The organism is Roseateles chitinivorans (assembly GCF_050632235.1).
Classification (GTDB): domain Bacteria; phylum Pseudomonadota; class Gammaproteobacteria; order Burkholderiales; family Burkholderiaceae_C; genus Roseateles; species Roseateles chitinivorans_A.
The window spans coordinates 497,754-513,466 of record NZ_CP192584.1 but is presented as its reverse complement, the minus strand read 5'-3'; the positions used below and the strand labels follow the sequence as shown (position 1 = coordinate 513,466).

Annotated in this window: 16 protein-coding genes; 10 read left to right on the top strand and 6 right to left on the bottom strand. The window is 68.3% G+C overall.

What is annotated here, in order from left to right; genetic code table 11:
* Positions 1 to 12: 12 nt before the first annotated feature.
* Positions 13 to 825, bottom strand: a complete 813-nt coding sequence (locus tag ACQ859_RS02205) for a glycosyl transferase (protein ID WP_431264424.1) — start codon at positions 823 to 825, stop codon at positions 13 to 15.
* Between the two features lie 255 nt (positions 826 to 1,080).
* Between ACQ859_RS02205 and ACQ859_RS02200 the strand changes: the two genes are divergently transcribed.
* From ACQ859_RS02200 to ACQ859_RS02185, 4 genes are read left to right on the top strand one after another with little or no spacing between them, the layout of a single operon-like run.
* The gene (locus tag ACQ859_RS02200; protein ID WP_431264423.1) at positions 1,081 to 2,010 is read left to right on the top strand and encodes a TauD/TfdA dioxygenase family protein; all 930 of its coding nucleotides are present in this window, start codon (positions 1,081 to 1,083) and stop codon (positions 2,008 to 2,010) included.
* A 35-nt stretch (positions 2,011 to 2,045) separates the two neighbouring features.
* Positions 2,046 to 3,029 carry an ABC transporter substrate-binding protein gene (locus ACQ859_RS02195; protein ID WP_431264422.1) on the top strand — a complete coding sequence of 328 codons (984 nt, stop codon included), beginning with the start codon at positions 2,046 to 2,048 and terminating at the stop codon, positions 3,027 to 3,029.
* Between the two features lie 2 nt (positions 3,030 to 3,031).
* Complete coding sequence (locus tag ACQ859_RS02190) at positions 3,032 to 3,925, top strand: ABC transporter ATP-binding protein (RefSeq protein ID WP_431264421.1); 894 nt, start codon at positions 3,032 to 3,034, stop codon at positions 3,923 to 3,925.
* Between the two features lie 10 nt (positions 3,926 to 3,935).
* The gene (locus ACQ859_RS02185) at positions 3,936 to 4,826 is read left to right on the top strand and encodes an ABC transporter permease (protein ID WP_431264420.1); all 891 of its coding nucleotides are present in this window, start codon (positions 3,936 to 3,938) and stop codon (positions 4,824 to 4,826) included.
* Between the two features lie 70 nt (positions 4,827 to 4,896).
* On the opposite strand, the gene ACQ859_RS02180 is transcribed toward ACQ859_RS02185, so the two are convergent.
* The 3 genes from ACQ859_RS02180 to ACQ859_RS02170 all read right to left on the bottom strand — a co-directional run bounded on the left by ACQ859_RS02180 (position 4,897) and on the right by ACQ859_RS02170 (position 7,363).
* Positions 4,897 to 5,691, bottom strand: coding sequence for an amino acid ABC transporter permease (locus ACQ859_RS02180; RefSeq protein ID WP_431264419.1), 795 nt, complete (start codon positions 5,689 to 5,691; stop codon positions 4,897 to 4,899).
* A 39-nt stretch (positions 5,692 to 5,730) separates the two neighbouring features.
* Positions 5,731 to 6,432 (bottom strand): amino acid ABC transporter permease, encoded by a 702-nt coding sequence (locus ACQ859_RS02175; RefSeq protein ID WP_431259948.1) that lies wholly within the window; start codon positions 6,430 to 6,432, stop codon positions 5,731 to 5,733.
* Positions 6,433 to 6,526: 94 nt separating this feature from the next.
* Positions 6,527 to 7,363, bottom strand: coding sequence for an ABC transporter substrate-binding protein (locus ACQ859_RS02170; RefSeq protein WP_431264418.1), 837 nt, complete (start codon positions 7,361 to 7,363; stop codon positions 6,527 to 6,529).
* 174 nt (positions 7,364 to 7,537) lie between these two features.
* Here ACQ859_RS02170 and ACQ859_RS02165 point away from each other — a divergent pair, with 174 nt between their 5' ends.
* The 6 genes from ACQ859_RS02165 to ACQ859_RS02140 all read left to right on the top strand — a co-directional run bounded on the left by ACQ859_RS02165 (position 7,538) and on the right by ACQ859_RS02140 (position 13,909).
* Positions 7,538 to 8,560: an isopenicillin N synthase family dioxygenase gene (locus ACQ859_RS02165; RefSeq protein WP_431264417.1), complete on the top strand. Its 1,023-nt coding sequence runs from the start codon at positions 7,538 to 7,540 to the stop codon at positions 8,558 to 8,560.
* A gap of 208 nt (positions 8,561 to 8,768) precedes the next feature.
* The gene (locus ACQ859_RS02160; protein ID WP_431264416.1) at positions 8,769 to 10,175 is read left to right on the top strand and encodes a pyridoxal-phosphate dependent enzyme; all 1,407 of its coding nucleotides are present in this window, start codon (positions 8,769 to 8,771) and stop codon (positions 10,173 to 10,175) included.
* Positions 10,172 to 11,383: a trans-sulfuration enzyme family protein gene (locus ACQ859_RS02155; protein ID WP_431264415.1), complete on the top strand. Its 1,212-nt coding sequence runs from the start codon at positions 10,172 to 10,174 to the stop codon at positions 11,381 to 11,383. Before ACQ859_RS02160 ends, ACQ859_RS02155 begins: the two co-directional genes overlap by 4 nt.
* A gap of 287 nt (positions 11,384 to 11,670) precedes the next feature.
* Entirely contained in the window at positions 11,671 to 12,609 is a 939-nt protein-coding gene (locus ACQ859_RS02150; RefSeq protein WP_431264414.1) for a LysR family transcriptional regulator, read from the top strand.
* A 144-nt stretch (positions 12,610 to 12,753) separates the two neighbouring features.
* Positions 12,754 to 13,467, top strand: coding sequence for a Bax inhibitor-1/YccA family protein (locus ACQ859_RS02145; protein WP_431264413.1), 714 nt, complete (start codon positions 12,754 to 12,756; stop codon positions 13,465 to 13,467).
* A gap of 34 nt (positions 13,468 to 13,501) precedes the next feature.
* Positions 13,502 to 13,909 carry a hypothetical protein gene (locus ACQ859_RS02140; protein ID WP_431264412.1) on the top strand — a complete coding sequence of 136 codons (408 nt, stop codon included), beginning with the start codon at positions 13,502 to 13,504 and terminating at the stop codon, positions 13,907 to 13,909.
* A 55-nt stretch (positions 13,910 to 13,964) separates the two neighbouring features.
* Here ACQ859_RS02140 and ACQ859_RS02135 read toward each other — a convergent pair whose 3' ends face one another.
* Together ACQ859_RS02135 and ACQ859_RS02130 are read right to left on the bottom strand one after the other, a co-directional pair.
* The gene (locus ACQ859_RS02135; protein ID WP_431264411.1) at positions 13,965 to 14,525 is read right to left on the bottom strand and encodes a GNAT family N-acetyltransferase; all 561 of its coding nucleotides are present in this window, start codon (positions 14,523 to 14,525) and stop codon (positions 13,965 to 13,967) included.
* Between the two features lie 22 nt (positions 14,526 to 14,547).
* Entirely contained in the window at positions 14,548 to 15,591 is a 1,044-nt protein-coding gene (locus tag ACQ859_RS02130) for a Gfo/Idh/MocA family protein (protein ID WP_431264410.1), read from the bottom strand.
* Positions 15,592 to 15,713 lie beyond the last annotated feature (122 nt).

Genomic DNA, 15,713 nt, shown 5'->3' with positions numbered 1-15,713 from the left:
GCAGTCAACCGGTCATTCAACCCAATGCTGAGCCACCCACGGCGGCGGCAGCACAAAGCTGCGCAGGTGGCGCCACCGGTGCTTCACACCGCCGGCGAACGCGGCGCGGAAGTGATCCCACGGCTTCTCGTGCGGCGGGTCCTGCGTGTTCCAGCGACCCAGCAGCACATCCGCCGGATTCGGACCGCCCGGGAAGGTCACGATGCGCGCGCCCGAGGGCAGGCGCGCCGGCTTGAAATAGCGCAGCGGGAACGCCGGCAGGCAGTGCAGGCGGAAATGCCGCGTCCACAGGTGCGGCCAGAACTTGATGCCGCCCGGCACCGACGCGGTCACCCAGTGCTGCTCGAAGCCGTGCTTGTCGGCGACCGCCTGCGGGTTGGCGCGGAAGTTCTCGATGATGTGCGGGTACTTGCCCACCGGGAAGCGGAACACCGAGGTCTGACCCAGGCGCTGCATCGGCTTGGCCCAGTTGCGGGCCAGGATCACGTCGTCCGGATGGCCGTGCGTGAAGTAGCCGTCGACGTTGTCGACGATCACCGAGTCCAGGTCGACGAACAGCACCGGGCCCGACAGGCCGGTCTTCTCGCCCATGTCGGCACTCCACATCACCAGCTTGCGCCACTTGCCCAGCGACTTCTTGGGCCATTCGCAGCCGAGCTCCGGCAGGTCGTAGGCATCGACTTCGGGGCGCAGGCCTTCCGCGTTGTCGGTCAGGCAGACCAGGCGGAACTCGCCGGTGATGTGCCGACGCAGCATGCCGTACAGGCGGTTGACGTACTCAGGGCCGTACGCGGTTCCCCATTTGACGCAGATGACTTGTTTCACGGGGCTCTTGCTCCTCTGGTTGTTATCCCTACTTGCTTCGGGGAAGTGCATCACTATACGCATGCAGATGTAAACCAATTGCAAACGGGGTATTCCGCGCGACGGCGCCTGGCAGCCAGGGCTTGCACCGTCCTCGCCCACCCGGGCGATCCTTGGATCAACAGGGGTTGAGCGGGGTCGTTATTCGGTTTCTGCGCTAGGACATGCCGTCCGCTTCGTTCCGGTGAGGCGGGCCGATGCCTAGAGTCGGCGACCATGACAGCCCTCGCCCCGCCCCTCCCCAATGCTGTTCCGGTCCCCGCGACCGCGGCCTTTGCCGATGCGCCGTCGCAGCACTTCGAGATCAATGCCTTCGATGAGCCGCTCGGGGCCGAGGTCGTGGGGCTGGACCTGACGCGTCCGCTGAACGAGGCCGACTTCGCCCGTCTGCATCGCGCGCACCTGGATCACCACGTGCTGGTGTTCCGCGACCAGCGCATCACGCCGGCGCAGCACATCGCGTTCAGCCGTCGCTGGGGACCGCTGCAGATCCACGTGCTGCGCAACTTCCAGCTGGCCGGCCACCCGGAGATCCTGCAGGTATCCAACGTGCGCGATGCGCAGGGCCAGCCGGTCGGACTGGGCGACGCGGGGCAGTACTGGCACTCGGACCTCTCGTACAAGGAACGTCCGAGCCTGGGCTCGCTGCTGCATGCGCAGGAGCTGCCCTCCGAAGGCGGCGACACGCTCTTCGCCAACCAGCACCACGCCTACGACGGCCTGCCGCTGGCGCTGAAGACGGCGATCGCCGGCAAGCGCGCCGAGCACAGCTACCTTGCGAAGTACGAGGAGCTGCGCGCGCGCAACCCGTGGCGCCCGAAGCTCACACCGGAGCAGATCGCCGAAGTGAAGCCCGCGTCGCAGCCGATCGTGCGCACGCATCCGGAGACGGGCCGCCGCGCGCTCTTCGTCAGCGAGCACTTCACGACGCGCGTGCTCGACGTGCCCGAGGACGAAAGCCGCGACCTGCTGGAACAGCTCTTCGAGCACAGCAGCCGCAAGAGCATCGTCTACCGCCACCAGTGGCTGCCGCACGACCTCGTGTTCTGGGACAACCGCTCGCTGCTGCATCTCGCCACCGGCTGCCCCGATCACCTGCGCCGACACCTCTACCGCACCACCATCGAAGGCGACCTTCCCGCATGAAACCCCACCGCCCCGCTCTCCTGAAATCCCTGCTCATGGGCGCGCTGGCGGCCGGGCTGTCGCTGTCGACGCTCTCCGCGCACGCGGAAGGCAAGATCCGCATCGCCGAGCAGTTCGGCATCGTCTACCTGCTGCTGAACGTCGCGCAGGACCAGCAGCTGATCGAGAAGCACGGCAAGGCCGCAGGCGTCGACATCCAGGTCGAACGGGTGCAGCTCTCCGGCGGCCCGGCGATCAACGAGGCGCTGCTGTCCGGCAGCATCGACATCGCCGGCGCGGGCGTCGGTCCGCTGCTGACGCTGTGGGACAAGACGCAGGGCAAGCAGAACGTGCGCGGCATCGCGTCGCTGGGCAACTTCCCGTACTACCTGACCAGCAGCAACCCCGCGGTCAAGACCATTGACGACTTCGGCGACAAGGACCGCATCGCATTGCCCGCCGTGGGTGTGTCGGTGCAGTCGCGCATCCTGCAGCTGGCCTCGGCCAAGCGCTGGGGCGACGCGCAGTTCAACAAGCTGGACCGGTTGCAGGTCGCGTTGCCGCACCCGGAGGCGACTGCGGCATTGATCAAGGGCGGCACCGAGATCAACGCGCACTTCGGCAACCCGCCGTTCCAGGAGCAGGGCCTGGCGGGCAACCCCAACGTCCACATCGTGCTGAACAGCTACGAGGTGCTGGGCGGTCCTGCGTCGGCGACGGTGCTGTACACGACGGAGAAGTTCCGGCGCGACAACCCGAAGACCTACAAGGCCTTCATCGGCGCGCTGGCCGAGGCGGCGGACTTCATCTCGAAGAACCCGGAACGCTCGGCCGACATCTACATCAAGAACGAGAACTCCAAGGTGCCCAAGGAGCTGCTGCTGAAGGTGATCAAGAACCCGGAAGTGCAGTTCAAGATCACGCCGCAGAACACCTTCGCGCTGGCGACATTCATGCATCGCATCGGCGCGATCAGGAACAAGCCGGCGTCGGCGAAGGATTACTTCTTCGACGATCCGCACAACGCGGCCGGCAGCTGAGCATGAGCGCGGTGCTGGAGCAGCTCGACTCGGTGCCCGCCTGCGAGGCGTGCGACGGCGTGGCAGGTTCGCTCCCGCAGGAGCGCCAGGCGCGCTTGCGGGTCGATGGCGTCAGCCTCGACTACAAGAGCGATCGCGGCGTGGTCCGCGCGACGCACCGCGTCGGATTCGACGTGCTGCCGTCGGAACGCTTCGTGCTGCTCGGCGCGTCGGGTTGCGGGAAGTCCTCGCTGCTGAAGGCGGTCGGCGGTTTCGTCACGCCGGCGGAAGGACGCATCCTCGTCGACGGCAAGCCGGTGAACGGACCGGGGCCGGACCGCATCGCGGTGTTCCAGGAATTCGACCAGCTGCCGCCGTGGAAGACGGTGCTGGAGAACGTCGCGTTCCCGCTGGTCGCGTCCGGGACTGCGTCGCGCAAGCAGGCGCTGGATCGTGCGCGCGATTGGCTGTCCCGCGTGGGGCTGAGCGACTTCGCATCGGCGTATCCGCATCAGCTGTCCGGCGGGATGAAGCAGCGCGTCGCGATCGCGCGCGCGCTGGCGATGAAGCCGCGCGTGCTGCTGATGGACGAGCCGTTCGCGGCGCTCGATGCGCTGACGCGCCGGCGGATGCAGGACGAGCTGCTCGCGCTGTGGGAGCAGGAGCGCTTCACGCTGCTCTTCGTGACCCATTCGATCGAGGAAGCGCTGATCGTGGGGCATCGCGTGCTGGTGCTGTCGCCGCATCCGGGACGGGTGCGCGCCGAGCTGAACGCGCAAGGCCTGACACCGGCGCAGCGTGCCGCGCAGGCGCAACGCATCGAGCATCTGCTCTTCGGCGATGAGCCGATCGCGGAGTCGACGGCTGCGGCCGAAGCCACCGCGGCGGCTGCCTCTGCCGCAGTGGCCCTGAACTGAGGATTCATCGATGACCGTCACCGTGCTGCCGACGCAGCGGCCGCTCGATCCGCCCCTGCGCGCGGAGCGTGAGGAAGCGCTCGCCGATTACGTGCCTGTGCAGGCGACGTCGATTCCGCTGTGGCGCCGCGCGCTGGATTCGAGCGCTTGGCGCCAGGCCGCCTTGCTGGCGCTGCTGGCCATGCTCTGGGAAATCGCTGCGCGCGCGGCGGACAACGATCTGCTGTTCCCCTCGTTCGTCTCCGCGGCGCGGGCGCTGTGGGAAGGCTTGTACGGTGGCGAACTGCTGGTGCGGGCGGGGATCTCGCTGAAGCTGCTGTTGCAGGGCTACGCGCTGGGTGTGGTACTGGCGCTCGGGCTGACCGCGCTGGCGACCTCGTCGCGCTGGGGTCGGGACTTGCTGTCCAGCCTGACGGCGATGTTCAACCCGTTGCCGGCGATCGCCTTGCTGCCGCTGGCGCTGCTGTGGTTCGGCCTGGGTTCGGGGAGCCTGATCTTCGTGCTCGTGCACGCGGTGCTGTGGCCGCTGGCCTTGGCCGCGTCTGCGGGTTTCTCGTCCGTGCCGGAGACGCTGCGCATGGCGGGTCGCAACTACGGACTCACGGGACCGCGCTACGTCGCGCAGATCCTGCTGCCGGCGGCGCTGCCGTCGATCTTGTCAGGCCTGCGCGTGGGCTGGGCCTTCGCATGGCGGACCCTGATCGCCGCCGAACTGTTCTTCGGCGCGTCCTCGGGCCAGGGCGGTCTGGGCTGGTACATCTTCCAGAACCGCAACGAACTGCAGACCGATCGGGTCTTCGCAGGTTTGGCCTTGGTCATCCTGATCGGCTGGCTCGTCGAGCGCCTCGTCTTCAGCACCATCGAGAAGGCGACGGTCACGCGGTGGGGCATGCAGCGATAGGTCCCTGGTCAAAGGGCAGAACACGCATTCGATTTCGGAGCCGCTAGCTTGATCCCAGCACCCTCTCCCGTCACTGACTGGTTCTTGTGCTCCTTGCCAGCGCGCTCACTGGATTCCGTAGTCCCCCTCGCATGAATGCGTGGAACCGATCGATCGCCGAGGGCGCGGTGACAGGTGTTGCGCGCTGTCGGCTGCTTCTCCGCTCGACCGCGTGCGCGAGCCGCGACAGCCCGAAGCACATCACGAAGTAGCACCCGGCCAGCATCCCGTACACCGCCACCGGCTGCACCAGCACCTGCGCGTTGACCTGGCCGGCGATGAAGGACAGTTCCGACAGCCCGATGATCGTGCCGAGCGAAGTCTCCTTGATCGTCGACGCGAACTGGTTGACCAGCGAGGGCAGCATGTGGCGCAGCGCCTGCGGCAGCAGCACCAGCCGCAAGGACTGGCCCCGCGACATGCCCAGCGCCTCCGCGGCCAGGCGCTGACCCGAGGGCAACGACTGCAGACCGGCGCGCACGATCTCGGCCAGGTAGGCGGCGTCGAAGATCACCAGCGCCGCCAGCATCGTGTTGAACTGGTCCGTCTTGTGACCGGTCACCGCCGGCAGGAAGAAATACGCCCAGAACACCACCATCAGCAGCGGCGTGCCGCGCACGACGTAGACCAGCGCGGTCACCGGCCAGCGCAGCCAGGCGCGGCGGCTCACGCGAGCGACGCCGAGCAGCACGCCCAGCGGCAGCGCGAGCAGCAGCCCCAGCGCCGCCAACACCACCGTCAGCGCCAGTCCGCCGAGCGGTCCGTTCGGGTACTGCCCCACCAGCACGTAGAGCCAGTAGGTGTCGATCATCTCGGCGATGCTCATCGCGATGCGCTCCTCGTGCTCCAGGTCATCACGATCGCCTCAATGGCCGGCCGGCCGCACCGGATAGCGCCGCTGGTACAGGACGCCCGCGCCGGTGATCAGCATCGACACGCCTAGGTAGGTCGCCGTCGCCATCGCGAAGGTCTCGAAGCCGCGGAAGGTCGCGGACTCCACGCGCTGCGCCTGGTACATCAGCTCGGCGGCGCCGACGACCGTCGCGATGCTGGTGTTCTTCCAGAGATTCAAGGTCTGCGAGATCAAGGGCGGCACCGTCGCCCGCAGCGCCTGCGGCAGCACGACCCATCGCACCGAGCCGGCGAAGCGCAGGCCCATCGATTTCGCGGCTTCCCATTGTCCCGGCGGCACCGATCGCAGCCCGGAGCGCACGTCCTCGGCCATGAAGGCCGCCGTGTAGACCACCAGCGCGGCGAGCGCCGCCGCGGCCTCGACGTTGCCGGCGTAGAGCCACGCCTTCACGCCGTCGGGCAGCAGCTCCGGCACTGCGAAATACCAGAACAGCATGTGCGCCAGCAGCGGCACGTTGCGCACGGCTTCGACGTAGGTCCAGGCCAGCGCGCGCAGCGGCGGGAACGGCGCCAGGCGGGCGAGCGCGATCAGCGTGCCGAGCGGCAGCGCGATCACCAGCGCGAGCACCGTCAGCGTCAGCGACAGCCGCACGCCGGCCAGCAGCCAGTCGAGGAACTGCCCTTGCAGCAGCACCGAGAAATCGAGATGAGGCATGGAATCGACGCTTCCCGCAATAAACAACGCCCCGGCCTAGGCCGGGGCGTGCTCGCATCGGATGACAAGGTAGATCAGTTCATCTGGGTCGTGCTCAGCCCTCCACTTGGTCGCTATCGATCTTGAAACTGCGCGTCTGGAACTTCAGACGCGTAGCCGGTCCGTACCACTTGTTGAACAGCTGCTCGGCGGTGCCGTTGGCCTCGAGCTCGCGCAGCGCGCCGTCCACCTGCGCCTTCAACTTGGTTTCGCCCTTGCGCAGGCCCAGCGCCAGCGGTTCGACGCTGAGGTTGGCCGACAGGATCTCGTACTGCGACGCCGTCGGGCCGAGCTTGGCGTACTGGTCGAGCAGCGACACCTCGTCGTTGACGAACGCCACGCCCTTGCCCTGCTGCAGCGCCTGGAAGGCCTGCGGTCCGGTGTCGAAGGTGACGACGTCGACCGACGGCACGGCCTTGCGGACGTTGGGTTCCTGCGTGCCGCCCTTGATGGTCACGACCTTCTTGCCGGCCAGCTGGTTCAGCGCCTTGATGCCGCTGTCCTTCTTGACCAGCACCTTCTGGCCGGTGACGAAGGTGGTCAGCGAGAAGTCGATCACCGCCTCGCGTTCCTTGTTGTGCGTCAGGCTCGCAGCCAGCACGTCCACATGGCCCTGCTGCAGCTCGGGGATGCGCGCGGCGACCGCCAGCTGCTTCAGGCGCAGCTTCACGCCGAGCTTCTGCGCGACCGCCTTCGCCAGATCGACCTCGTAGCCGACGATCTCACGCGTCTTCGGATCGATGAAGCTGTTGGGCTCGTCGGTGCCGAGCACGCCCACCACGAGCTCGCCCTTCTTCCTGATGTCGTCCAGCTGGTCCGCATGGGCCATGCCCAGCATGGCAGCCGAGGTGGCGATCACGAGCAGGGCGCGGCGGGTCACGGTCAGGGTCATGGCGTCGGTGTCCTTTTTGGGAATCGGTTGAGCGGTGGTTCGCGATGGACATCAGCTTAGGAACCGAGGCCTTCACGCGGAACGAACGGATGGGCATATGCATGCGCGGCTTTCGCACGTCCCCTCCCCATCCCCTTCATCGACTCGGAGTCGCGCTTGCGGCATGCTCGGTCCATGACCCTCCTCCACGACCGCGTGCCCGTCATCGACATCTCGGGCCTGCACGACCCGGCGAGTAGTGATCCGGCCTCGCCGGGTGGTCATCGCGCGGCCCTCCAGATCGGCGAGGCCTGCCGCGCGCACGGCTTTTTCTATGTGAGTCACCACGGCGTCGATCCGGCGCTGATCGAACGGCTCGACCGGCTGTCCCGCGAGTTCTTCGCGTGGCCCGAGCCGGAGAAGCGCCGCTGGCCGATGGCCGACGGCGGTCGCGCCTGGCGCGGCTACTTCAGCGCCGGCGGCGAGCTGACCTCGGGCCGGCCGGACTGGAAGGAAGGGCTGTACCTCGGCGCCGAACTGCCGCCGCAGGATCCGCGCGTGCTCGCCGGCACGCCGCTGCACGGCGCCAACCTCTGGCCCGACGTGCCGGGATTGAGGGACACGGTGCTCGAGTACCTCGACGCCGTGACCGCCGTCGGCCAGCGCGTGCTGGGCGGCATCGCGCTCAGCCTGGATCTGCCGGCCCACTACTTCCTGTCGCACCTCACCGCCGATCCGCTGGTGCTGCTGCGGCTCTTCAACTACCCCGTGGTACCGGCCGACCCCGCCGTCGACGCGCCCTGGGGTGTCGGCGAGCACACCGATTACGGCCTGCTCACGCTGCTCTACCAGGACGACAGCGGCGGCCTGGAGGTCCACGGCCGTCGCGGCTGGATCGCCGCGCCGCCGATGCCCGGCACCTTCGTCTGCAACATCGGCGACATGCTGGACCGCATGACCGCCGGGCTCTACCGCAGCACGCCGCACCGGGTGAAGCTCAACCGCGGCACGCGCGACCGGCTGTCGGTGCCGCTCTTCCTCGATCCGTCCTTCACCAGCCGCGTCCAGCCGATCGCCGGCCTGCCGCCCGCCGAGGACGACAGCGCGTCGCGCTGGGACGCCAGCAACGTCCACGTCTTCGCCGGCACCTACGGCGACTACCTGATGGGCAAGGTCGGCAAGGTGTTCCCGGAACTCGGCGCGTCGGTGCTGCCTTGATCGCCCTGAAGTGATCGGTGATCGCCTCGTCGCAGCCGTCCCGCCATGACGACCCTGGCCGCTCATGCCATCCGCGGATAAGCTGCTGCGACAACCGCGCTTGGAGGCCATCGCTTCCAGCGGATAACCTACGCGGTTTGCCCGCGCCTGGCACCACCCCCGCCGGACGCGTCGCCCGACCATCCCACCAGGATCACAAGGAGCGCCCATGAGTGCCAAGGAGACCTCTTCCACCCCGCTGCAGCAGCCGCCTGAACGGCCCGCCGTGCTGGACCTGATCGGCAACACGCCGCTGGTCCCCGTGCACCGGCTCGACACCGGCCCCTGCCAGCTGTTCCTGAAGCTCGAATCGCAGAACCCCGGCGGCTCGATCAAGGACCGCATCGGCCTGTCGATGATCGAGGCCGCCGAGCGCGACGGCCTGCTGCCGCCCGGCGGCACCGTCGTCGAGGCGACCGCCGGCAACACCGGTCTCGGGCTCGCGCTGGTCGCGCGGGCGAAGGGCTACCGCGTCGTGCTGGTCGTGCCGGACAAGATGTCCGCCGAGAAGGTGCTGCAGCTCAAGGCGCTGGGCGCCGAGGTCCACATCACGCGCTCCGACGTGGGCAAGGGCCATCCCGACTACTACCAGGACCGTGCCGCGCGCCTGGTCCAGGACATCCCCGGCGCCTGGTACGCCGACCAGTTCAACAACCCCAACAACCCACTCGCCCACGAGACCACCACCGGTCCGGAGATCTGGCAGCAGGTCGGCCACCGCATCGACGCGCTGGTCTGCGGCGTCGGCTCCGGCGGCACGATCACCGGCCTGTCGCGCTTCTTCGCCAAGGTGCGCCCGGGACTGGACGTGGTCCTGGCCGATCCGGCCGGCTCCATCCTCAAGGACTTCATCGAGACCGGCAGCTTCGGCGAGGCCGGCTCCTGGGCCGTCGAAGGCATCGGCGAGGACTTCATCCCGCCGATCGCCGACCTGAGCGGCGTGCGCCACGCCTACTCGATCACCGACGAGGAAAGCTTCGCCACCGCGCGCGACCTGTACCGCGCCGAAGGCATCCTGGCCGGCTCCTCGACCGGCACGCTGCTGGCCGCGGCGCTGAAGTACTGCCGCGCGCAGACCACGCCCAAGCGCGTCGTCACGCTGGTCTGCGACACCGGCACCCGCTACCTGTCCAAGGTCTACAACGACCCGTGGATGTTCGACCAGGGCCTGCTCAAGCGCGCCACCAAGGGCGACCTGCGCGACCTGATCGCGCGCCTGCCCGAGGACGGCGCCGTCATCAGCGTCAGCCCCGAGGACACGCTGGCCACCGCTTTCTCGCGCATGCGCCAGGCCGAGGTCTCGCAGCTGCCGGTGCTGAAGAACGGCAAGCTCGTCGGCCTGCTCGACGAGTCCGACCTGCTCGCCCAGATGCACATGGACGCGCGCCACTTCAAGGACAGCGTGGACAGCGCGATGAGTCATGATGTGCAGACCCTGCCTCCCGGCGCGCCGCTGTCCGACCTGATCGCGCAGCTGCGCAAGGGCCTGGTGGCCGTGATCGCCGACGATCACGCCTTCCACGGTCTCGTCACCCGTTTCGATCTCTTGAACCACCTGCGAAAGGGCTTGTCATGAGCCACAACGACAAAGACAACCAGGGCCACGCGCCTTTGCACGGCGCCGACCTGCGCTTCGACACCCGCGCCATCCACGGCGGCCAGCACCCCGATCCGACGACCGGTGCGGTGATGCCGCCGATCTACGCGACCTCGACCTACCGCCAGCAGAGCCCCGGCGTGCACCAGGGTTACGAGTACGGCCGCACGCACAACCCGACCCGCCAGGCCTATGAGCGCGCGATCGCCAGCCTGGAAGGCGGCGTGCAGGGCTACGCCTTCTCGTCGGGCCTGGCCGCGATGGCCACGATCCTGGACACGCTGGACGCCGGCTCGCACATCGTCGCCGGCGACGACCTCTACGGCGGCAGCTACCGCCTGTTCGAGCGCGTGCGCAAGCGCAGCGCCGGCCTGCAGGTCACCTACGTCGACAGCAGCAAGCCGGAGAACGTCCGCGCCGCGCTGCGTCCCGAGACCAAGATGATCTGGATCGAGACGCCCAGCAACCCGCTGCTGACGCTGACCGACCTGGCCGCCGTCGCGAAGATCGCGCGCGAGCACGGCGCGCTGGCCATCGCCGACAACACCTTCGCCAGCCCCTGGTCGCAACGTCCGCTGGAGCTGGGCTTCGACGCCGTGATGCACTCGGCCACCAAGTACCTGAACGGTCACAGCGACGTGATCTCGGGCGTGGTGGTGGTCGGCGGCGAGCAGCGCCAGGCGGCGCTGCGCGAGCAGCTCGAGTTCCTGCACAACGCCGTCGGCTCGGTCGCCGGCCCGTTCGACAGCTTCCTCGCGCTGCGCGGGCTGAAGACGCTGGCGCTGCGCATGGCGCGCCACAACGAGAGCGCGCTGGAACTCGCCGGCTGGCTGGAAGCCCAGCCCAAGGTGCGCCGCGTGTACTACCCGGGTCTGGAGAGCCATCCGCAGCTCGCGCTGGCCAAGCGCCAGATGCGTGGCGGCGGCGGGATGATCAGCGTGCAGCTCGACACCGACCTGGCCGGCGCGCGCCGCTTCCTGGAGCGGGTGCAGATCTTCTCGCTCGCGGAAAGCCTGGGCGGCGTCGAGAGCCTGATCTCGCTGCCCGCGCTGATGACGCATGCATCGATCCCGGTCGAGACGCGCAACCGTCTCGGCATCACCGATTCGCTGGTCCGGATCTCCGCCGGCATCGAGGACATCGAAGACCTGCGGGACGACCTGAAGGCGGGTCTCGCCGCCATCTGACGACACCGATCCGACGATTCCTTCGGGACTCTTTGAACGCGCCGAGGCCGGGAGGCCTTCGGCGCGTTCTGCTTTTCCGAACCGCAGTCCGCACAAGAAACGAAGTACGACGTGAAGAATGCGTGAAGATATGCGCGTCAACCGCGCGCTGAGGTGAACCGCCAGGGGCATGGACTCCACCTGATCGGGTCGAAGCGCTGTCGGAAAAACCTTCGCTTGGCTCGTCTTAACTTCCGTTTAAGCGAAGCTCGTTATCATCCAGGTTCGTTTTTCTCGGAGGCCCCGCCATGTCCACCCTCAACTACCGTCACCTCCACTACTTCTGGGTCGTCGCCAAGGAGGGCGGCTTCGCCCGGGCGGCCGACCGCCTGGGCATGGCCGTGCAGACGATCAGCGCGCAGGTGCGGGAGCTGGAGCGGTCGCTGGGCCATCAGCTGCTCAAGCCGGAAGGCCGCGGCCTGGTGCTGACGGAGGCCGGCCAGGCCGCCTTCGCCAGAGCCGAGGAGATCTTCCAGATCGGTCAGATGGTGCCGAACGAGGTCCATGAGGCCGCCACGCAGCGCGTTCAGCGCCTGTCGGTGGGCCTGTCGGACGGCTTGTCGAAGCTGGCCGCGCACGCGCTGCTCGCGCCGGTGCTGGACACCCCGCAGTTGCGCCTGGTGTGCCATGAGGGCGAGGTCGACCAGTTGATCGGCGAACTCGCGCTGCATCACCTGGACCTGGTGCTCACCGACCAGCCCGCGCCGGTCAACCCGACGCTGCGCATCACCAGCCAGTTGCTGGCGAGCACCACGGTGGACTGGTACGGCCCGGCCGAACTGATCGAGCGTGCCAAGCGCGCGCCGAACAAGGGCTTCCCGTACGTCCTCGAGACGCTGCCGGTGCTGCTGCCGACCCGCCACGCCTCGCTGCGCTCGGGCCTGGAGCGCTGGTTCGAGCAGCACCACATCCGCCCGCAGATCGTCGGCGAGTTCGAGGACAGCGCGCTGATGAGCGTCTTCGCCGCCCGCGGCCTGGGCGTGTTCCCGGTCAGCCGCCTGGGCGCCGACGACCTGTCGCTGATGGCCGGCCTGCACCTGCTGGGCCAGACCGAGGTGGTCGAGGACGTCCATGCGATCTACTCGCGCCGCGGTCAGAACCACCCGCTGGTGGCCAAGCTGCTGGAACGTCGCGGTACGCCGATCAACCTGAACGAACTGGAAACGGAAATTGCTGCAGCAAAATGAGTTTTAAGCAGGTTTATTCGATGTGATGGTGGCGTTAAGGTCAGCCCCTCATGCGCGCGCGAGCGTGCTTCCCGTTCGACGGCTTGCTCGGTGCAAGCGGCCTGAACGGCTTCAACGACTTCCCCAGCTTCAGGAGAACTTCTCATGAGCGACTTCCAACGACAACCGGCGTCTCCCCAGAGCTGGACGCCCGCCACCGCGAACGGCGGCGATTCGGTCTTCACCCAGCGCGCCGACGTGGCGCGCGTGCTGCGCAACACCTATGCGCTGCTGTCGATGACGCTGCTGTTCAGCGGCGCCGTCGCGGCCGCCGCAGTCGCGTACAACCTGCCCGCGCCGGGCATGATCATCACGCTGATCGGCTACTTCGGCCTGCTGTTCGCGATCCACAAGACGCAGAACAGCGCCGCCTCGGTGCCGCTGGTCTTCGCGCTGACCGGCTTCATGGGCTACACGCTGGGCCCCTTGCTGGGCGCCATCCTGAAGATGGCGGGCGGCGCCAGCATCATCGCCATGGCGATGGGCACCACCGGCGCGACCTTCCTGGTGCTGTCGGCCTACGTGCTGGCGACCAAGAAGGACTTCAGCTTCATGGGCGGCTTCCTGTTCGCCGGCATGATCATCGCGATCCTGGCGTCGCTGGCCAACCTGTTCTTCCAGCTGCCGATGCTGTCGGTGGTGGTCTCGGGCGTGGTCGCGCTGCTGTCGGCCGGCATGATCCTGTTCCACACCAGCATGATCGTGAACGGCGGCGAGCGGAACTACGTGATGGCCACGGTCAGCCTGTTCGTGTCGCTGTTCAACCTGTTCACCAGCCTGCTGAGCATCTTCGGCTTCGCCGGTTCCAGCGACGACTGATGCCGCTGGTGGTGCAAGCTGAGCAGGACAAGCGATGAAGACCTTCCTGTGGTCCGTGACCGGGCTGTTCGCGCTGCTCTGGAGCGGCCTGGCCTGGGCCACGGCGGGCCTGGTGCGCTGGACGGTGGAGGCCCTCTCCACCGGCCGCGCGGCCGAACTCGGCAAGAGCGCGGTGGAGTTCAAGTTCCCCGCCTGGCTCGAGCCCTTCCTCGACACCGGCCTGCTCGAGGCCGTGCAGGCCGCGGTGCAGTGGCTGCTGGAGATGGCCGGCACGGGCGCGCCGATGGCGGGCACGGCGATCGGCTGGCTCGTGCCGGTGGTCTGGGTGACCTGGGCCTTCGGGCTGACGGTGCTGCTCGTGATCGCGCTGGTGCTCAATCATCTGATCAAGCGTCTGCCGAGCGCCGGGACGACCGGACTTCGCGCGGCGGTACTGCGCTGAACGGCGCAGGCGACACGCATTGAACGACGAGGCGCCCACGGGCGCCTCTCCTGTTTCAGGCGCCGGCAGGGAGCGCGACCATGAAGCGATAGAGACAGCACTCGTCCTCGTGGAGGGTGCGGATCTCGCGGGTGATGTCGCCGACGGCCCGGCCGCGGATGACACCTGGCCAGAACTGCACGGCCGGCGTGTTGGCCATCAGGTGGTAGACCTCCCAGCGGCCGGGGAAGCGGGCCAGCACCTCGCCCGCCGCACGCGCCGCCAGGCCGTGCCCGCGGTAGCCGCGTGCGAGGAAGAAGTAGCCCATGTTGTGATCCGAGTCGGGCTGCTCGCACTCGCCGTCGACGACCGCGAAGCCGGCGAGTTCGTCGCCGACCCAGATCAGGAACGGATGCACGTCGTCCTGGGCCCAGTACGGTGCCTTGGGACGCAGCTGGTACCGGCCCTCGTGCGCGAACGCCACCGGCGTCCATTCGCTGAGGTCGTAGTTGTAGAACTGCATGAGGTTCTCGATGCGCGGCAGGTCGTCGGGCGCCGCGCGCTCGATCCGGAGCGCCGGACTGTCCGGCAACGGGACCGGGATCGAGTCGTCGAATGCTGAGGGTCTTGTCTCCATCGTCGCTTTCTTGTGGCGCTCTTCAGGCGCTTGTGGGGAACGCGTCGTCGAACGGCGATCTCACGCCCGCCAGCGCGCGGATGCGGTCCATCCAGCCCAGCACCGCCAGCGTCTCCGCATGCGGCACCACGGGGCTCTCGATCTCGCCGGCGCGCGCGCAGCGCATCGTTTCGCGGATCTCGTTCTCGAAACCGTTGATCTCGAACGGGCGTTCGATCGTCTCGGACGTGCCGCGGGCCGGCAGCCACTGGGCGCGCGTGGCCTGCCAGAAGGTCTCCGGCAGCACGATCGCACCGGACTCGCCGAAGATGTGCATCGTGTTCGGCGCGAAGGTGTCGATGGCGCACTGGAACTGCGAGGTCAGCCCGTCGCCGAAGTCGAGCGTCACCGCGAGTCCCGCCTCCACGCCGGTCGGCGCGAGCCGCGCTTTCACCGCCAGGTCCACCAGCGGCGGCACCTCGCCGAGCGCGTACTGCAGCACCCAGCGCGTCGACGTCAGGTTGTAGATGCCGACGTCCAGCAGCGCGCCGCCCGCCAGCGCGGGGCTGAAGATGCGGCTGCCGGGGTCGTAGGGCGCGGGGAAGCAGAAGCTCGACTGCATGCCGCGCAGCGCGCCGAGTCGGCCGTCGCGCAGCCAGGCGGCGAGGTCCTGGTACAGGGGCAGGAAGCGCGTCCACACCGCCTCCATCAGGAAGGCTCGGTGCGTGTGCGAGGCCGCCACCAGGCGGCGGCCCATCTCCTGGTTCGGCACCAGCGACTTCTCGCAGAGCACGGCCTTCCCGGCCTGGAGCGCGGCCAGGACGTACTCGTAGTGCTGGCCGTGCGGCGTCGCGACGTAGACGCCGTCGACGGCGGGATCGTTCATCACCGCGGCGGGGTCGGTGTGGGCGAGCACCGCGGGCTCGCCGGGGCTTGACCAGCGTTCGGCGAAGGCGGACGCGCGTTGCGCGTCGCGGCCGCAGACCGCATGCAGGCGGCAGCCGTCGAGCTGCGCGACCGCCTCGGCGAAACGATGGGCGATCGAGCCGGGGCCGATCACGGCCCAGTGGAAAGTGCGTTCAGACATGTGCGGTGATGCTAATCGGGCGGACCCGCCGCGGACGGCTGGCGGTCCTTGATCGCGGGGCTCTCAGGGTTGTCCCGGGGCGGGTTCTCCACGGGGCGGACGGCGCCCATGGCGTTCGGATC

Excerpts from the sequence above, each read along its gene's own strand:
- ACQ859_RS02190 (WP_431264421.1), top strand. The coding sequence starts at position 3,032 with ATGAGCGCGGTGCTGGAGCAGCTCGACTCGGTGCCCGCCTGCGAGGCG.
- ACQ859_RS02200 (WP_431264423.1), top strand. The coding sequence starts at position 1,081 with ATGACAGCCCTCGCCCCGCCCCTCCCCAATGCTGTTCCGGTCCCCGCG.
- ACQ859_RS02135 (WP_431264411.1), bottom strand. The coding sequence starts at position 14,525 with ATGGAGACAAGACCCTCAGCATTCGACGACTCGATCCCGGTCCCGTTG.
- ACQ859_RS02185 (WP_431264420.1), top strand. The coding sequence starts at position 3,936 with ATGACCGTCACCGTGCTGCCGACGCAGCGGCCGCTCGATCCGCCCCTG.
- ACQ859_RS02160 (WP_431264416.1), top strand. The coding sequence starts at position 8,769 with ATGAGTGCCAAGGAGACCTCTTCCACCCCGCTGCAGCAGCCGCCTGAA.
- ACQ859_RS02170 (WP_431264418.1), bottom strand. The coding sequence starts at position 7,363 with ATGACCCTGACCGTGACCCGCCGCGCCCTGCTCGTGATCGCCACCTCG.
- ACQ859_RS02175 (WP_431259948.1), bottom strand. The coding sequence starts at position 6,432 with ATGCCTCATCTCGATTTCTCGGTGCTGCTGCAAGGGCAGTTCCTCGAC.
- ACQ859_RS02155 (WP_431264415.1), top strand. The coding sequence starts at position 10,172 with ATGAGCCACAACGACAAAGACAACCAGGGCCACGCGCCTTTGCACGGC.
- ACQ859_RS02165 (WP_431264417.1), top strand. The coding sequence starts at position 7,538 with ATGACCCTCCTCCACGACCGCGTGCCCGTCATCGACATCTCGGGCCTG.
- ACQ859_RS02180 (WP_431264419.1), bottom strand. The coding sequence starts at position 5,691 with ATGAGCATCGCCGAGATGATCGACACCTACTGGCTCTACGTGCTGGTG.
- ACQ859_RS02130 (WP_431264410.1), bottom strand. The coding sequence starts at position 15,591 with ATGTCTGAACGCACTTTCCACTGGGCCGTGATCGGCCCCGGCTCGATC.
- ACQ859_RS02140 (WP_431264412.1), top strand. The coding sequence starts at position 13,502 with ATGAAGACCTTCCTGTGGTCCGTGACCGGGCTGTTCGCGCTGCTCTGG.
- ACQ859_RS02150 (WP_431264414.1), top strand. The coding sequence starts at position 11,671 with ATGTCCACCCTCAACTACCGTCACCTCCACTACTTCTGGGTCGTCGCC.
- ACQ859_RS02195 (WP_431264422.1), top strand. The coding sequence starts at position 2,046 with ATGGGCGCGCTGGCGGCCGGGCTGTCGCTGTCGACGCTCTCCGCGCAC.
- ACQ859_RS02145 (WP_431264413.1), top strand. The coding sequence starts at position 12,754 with ATGAGCGACTTCCAACGACAACCGGCGTCTCCCCAGAGCTGGACGCCC.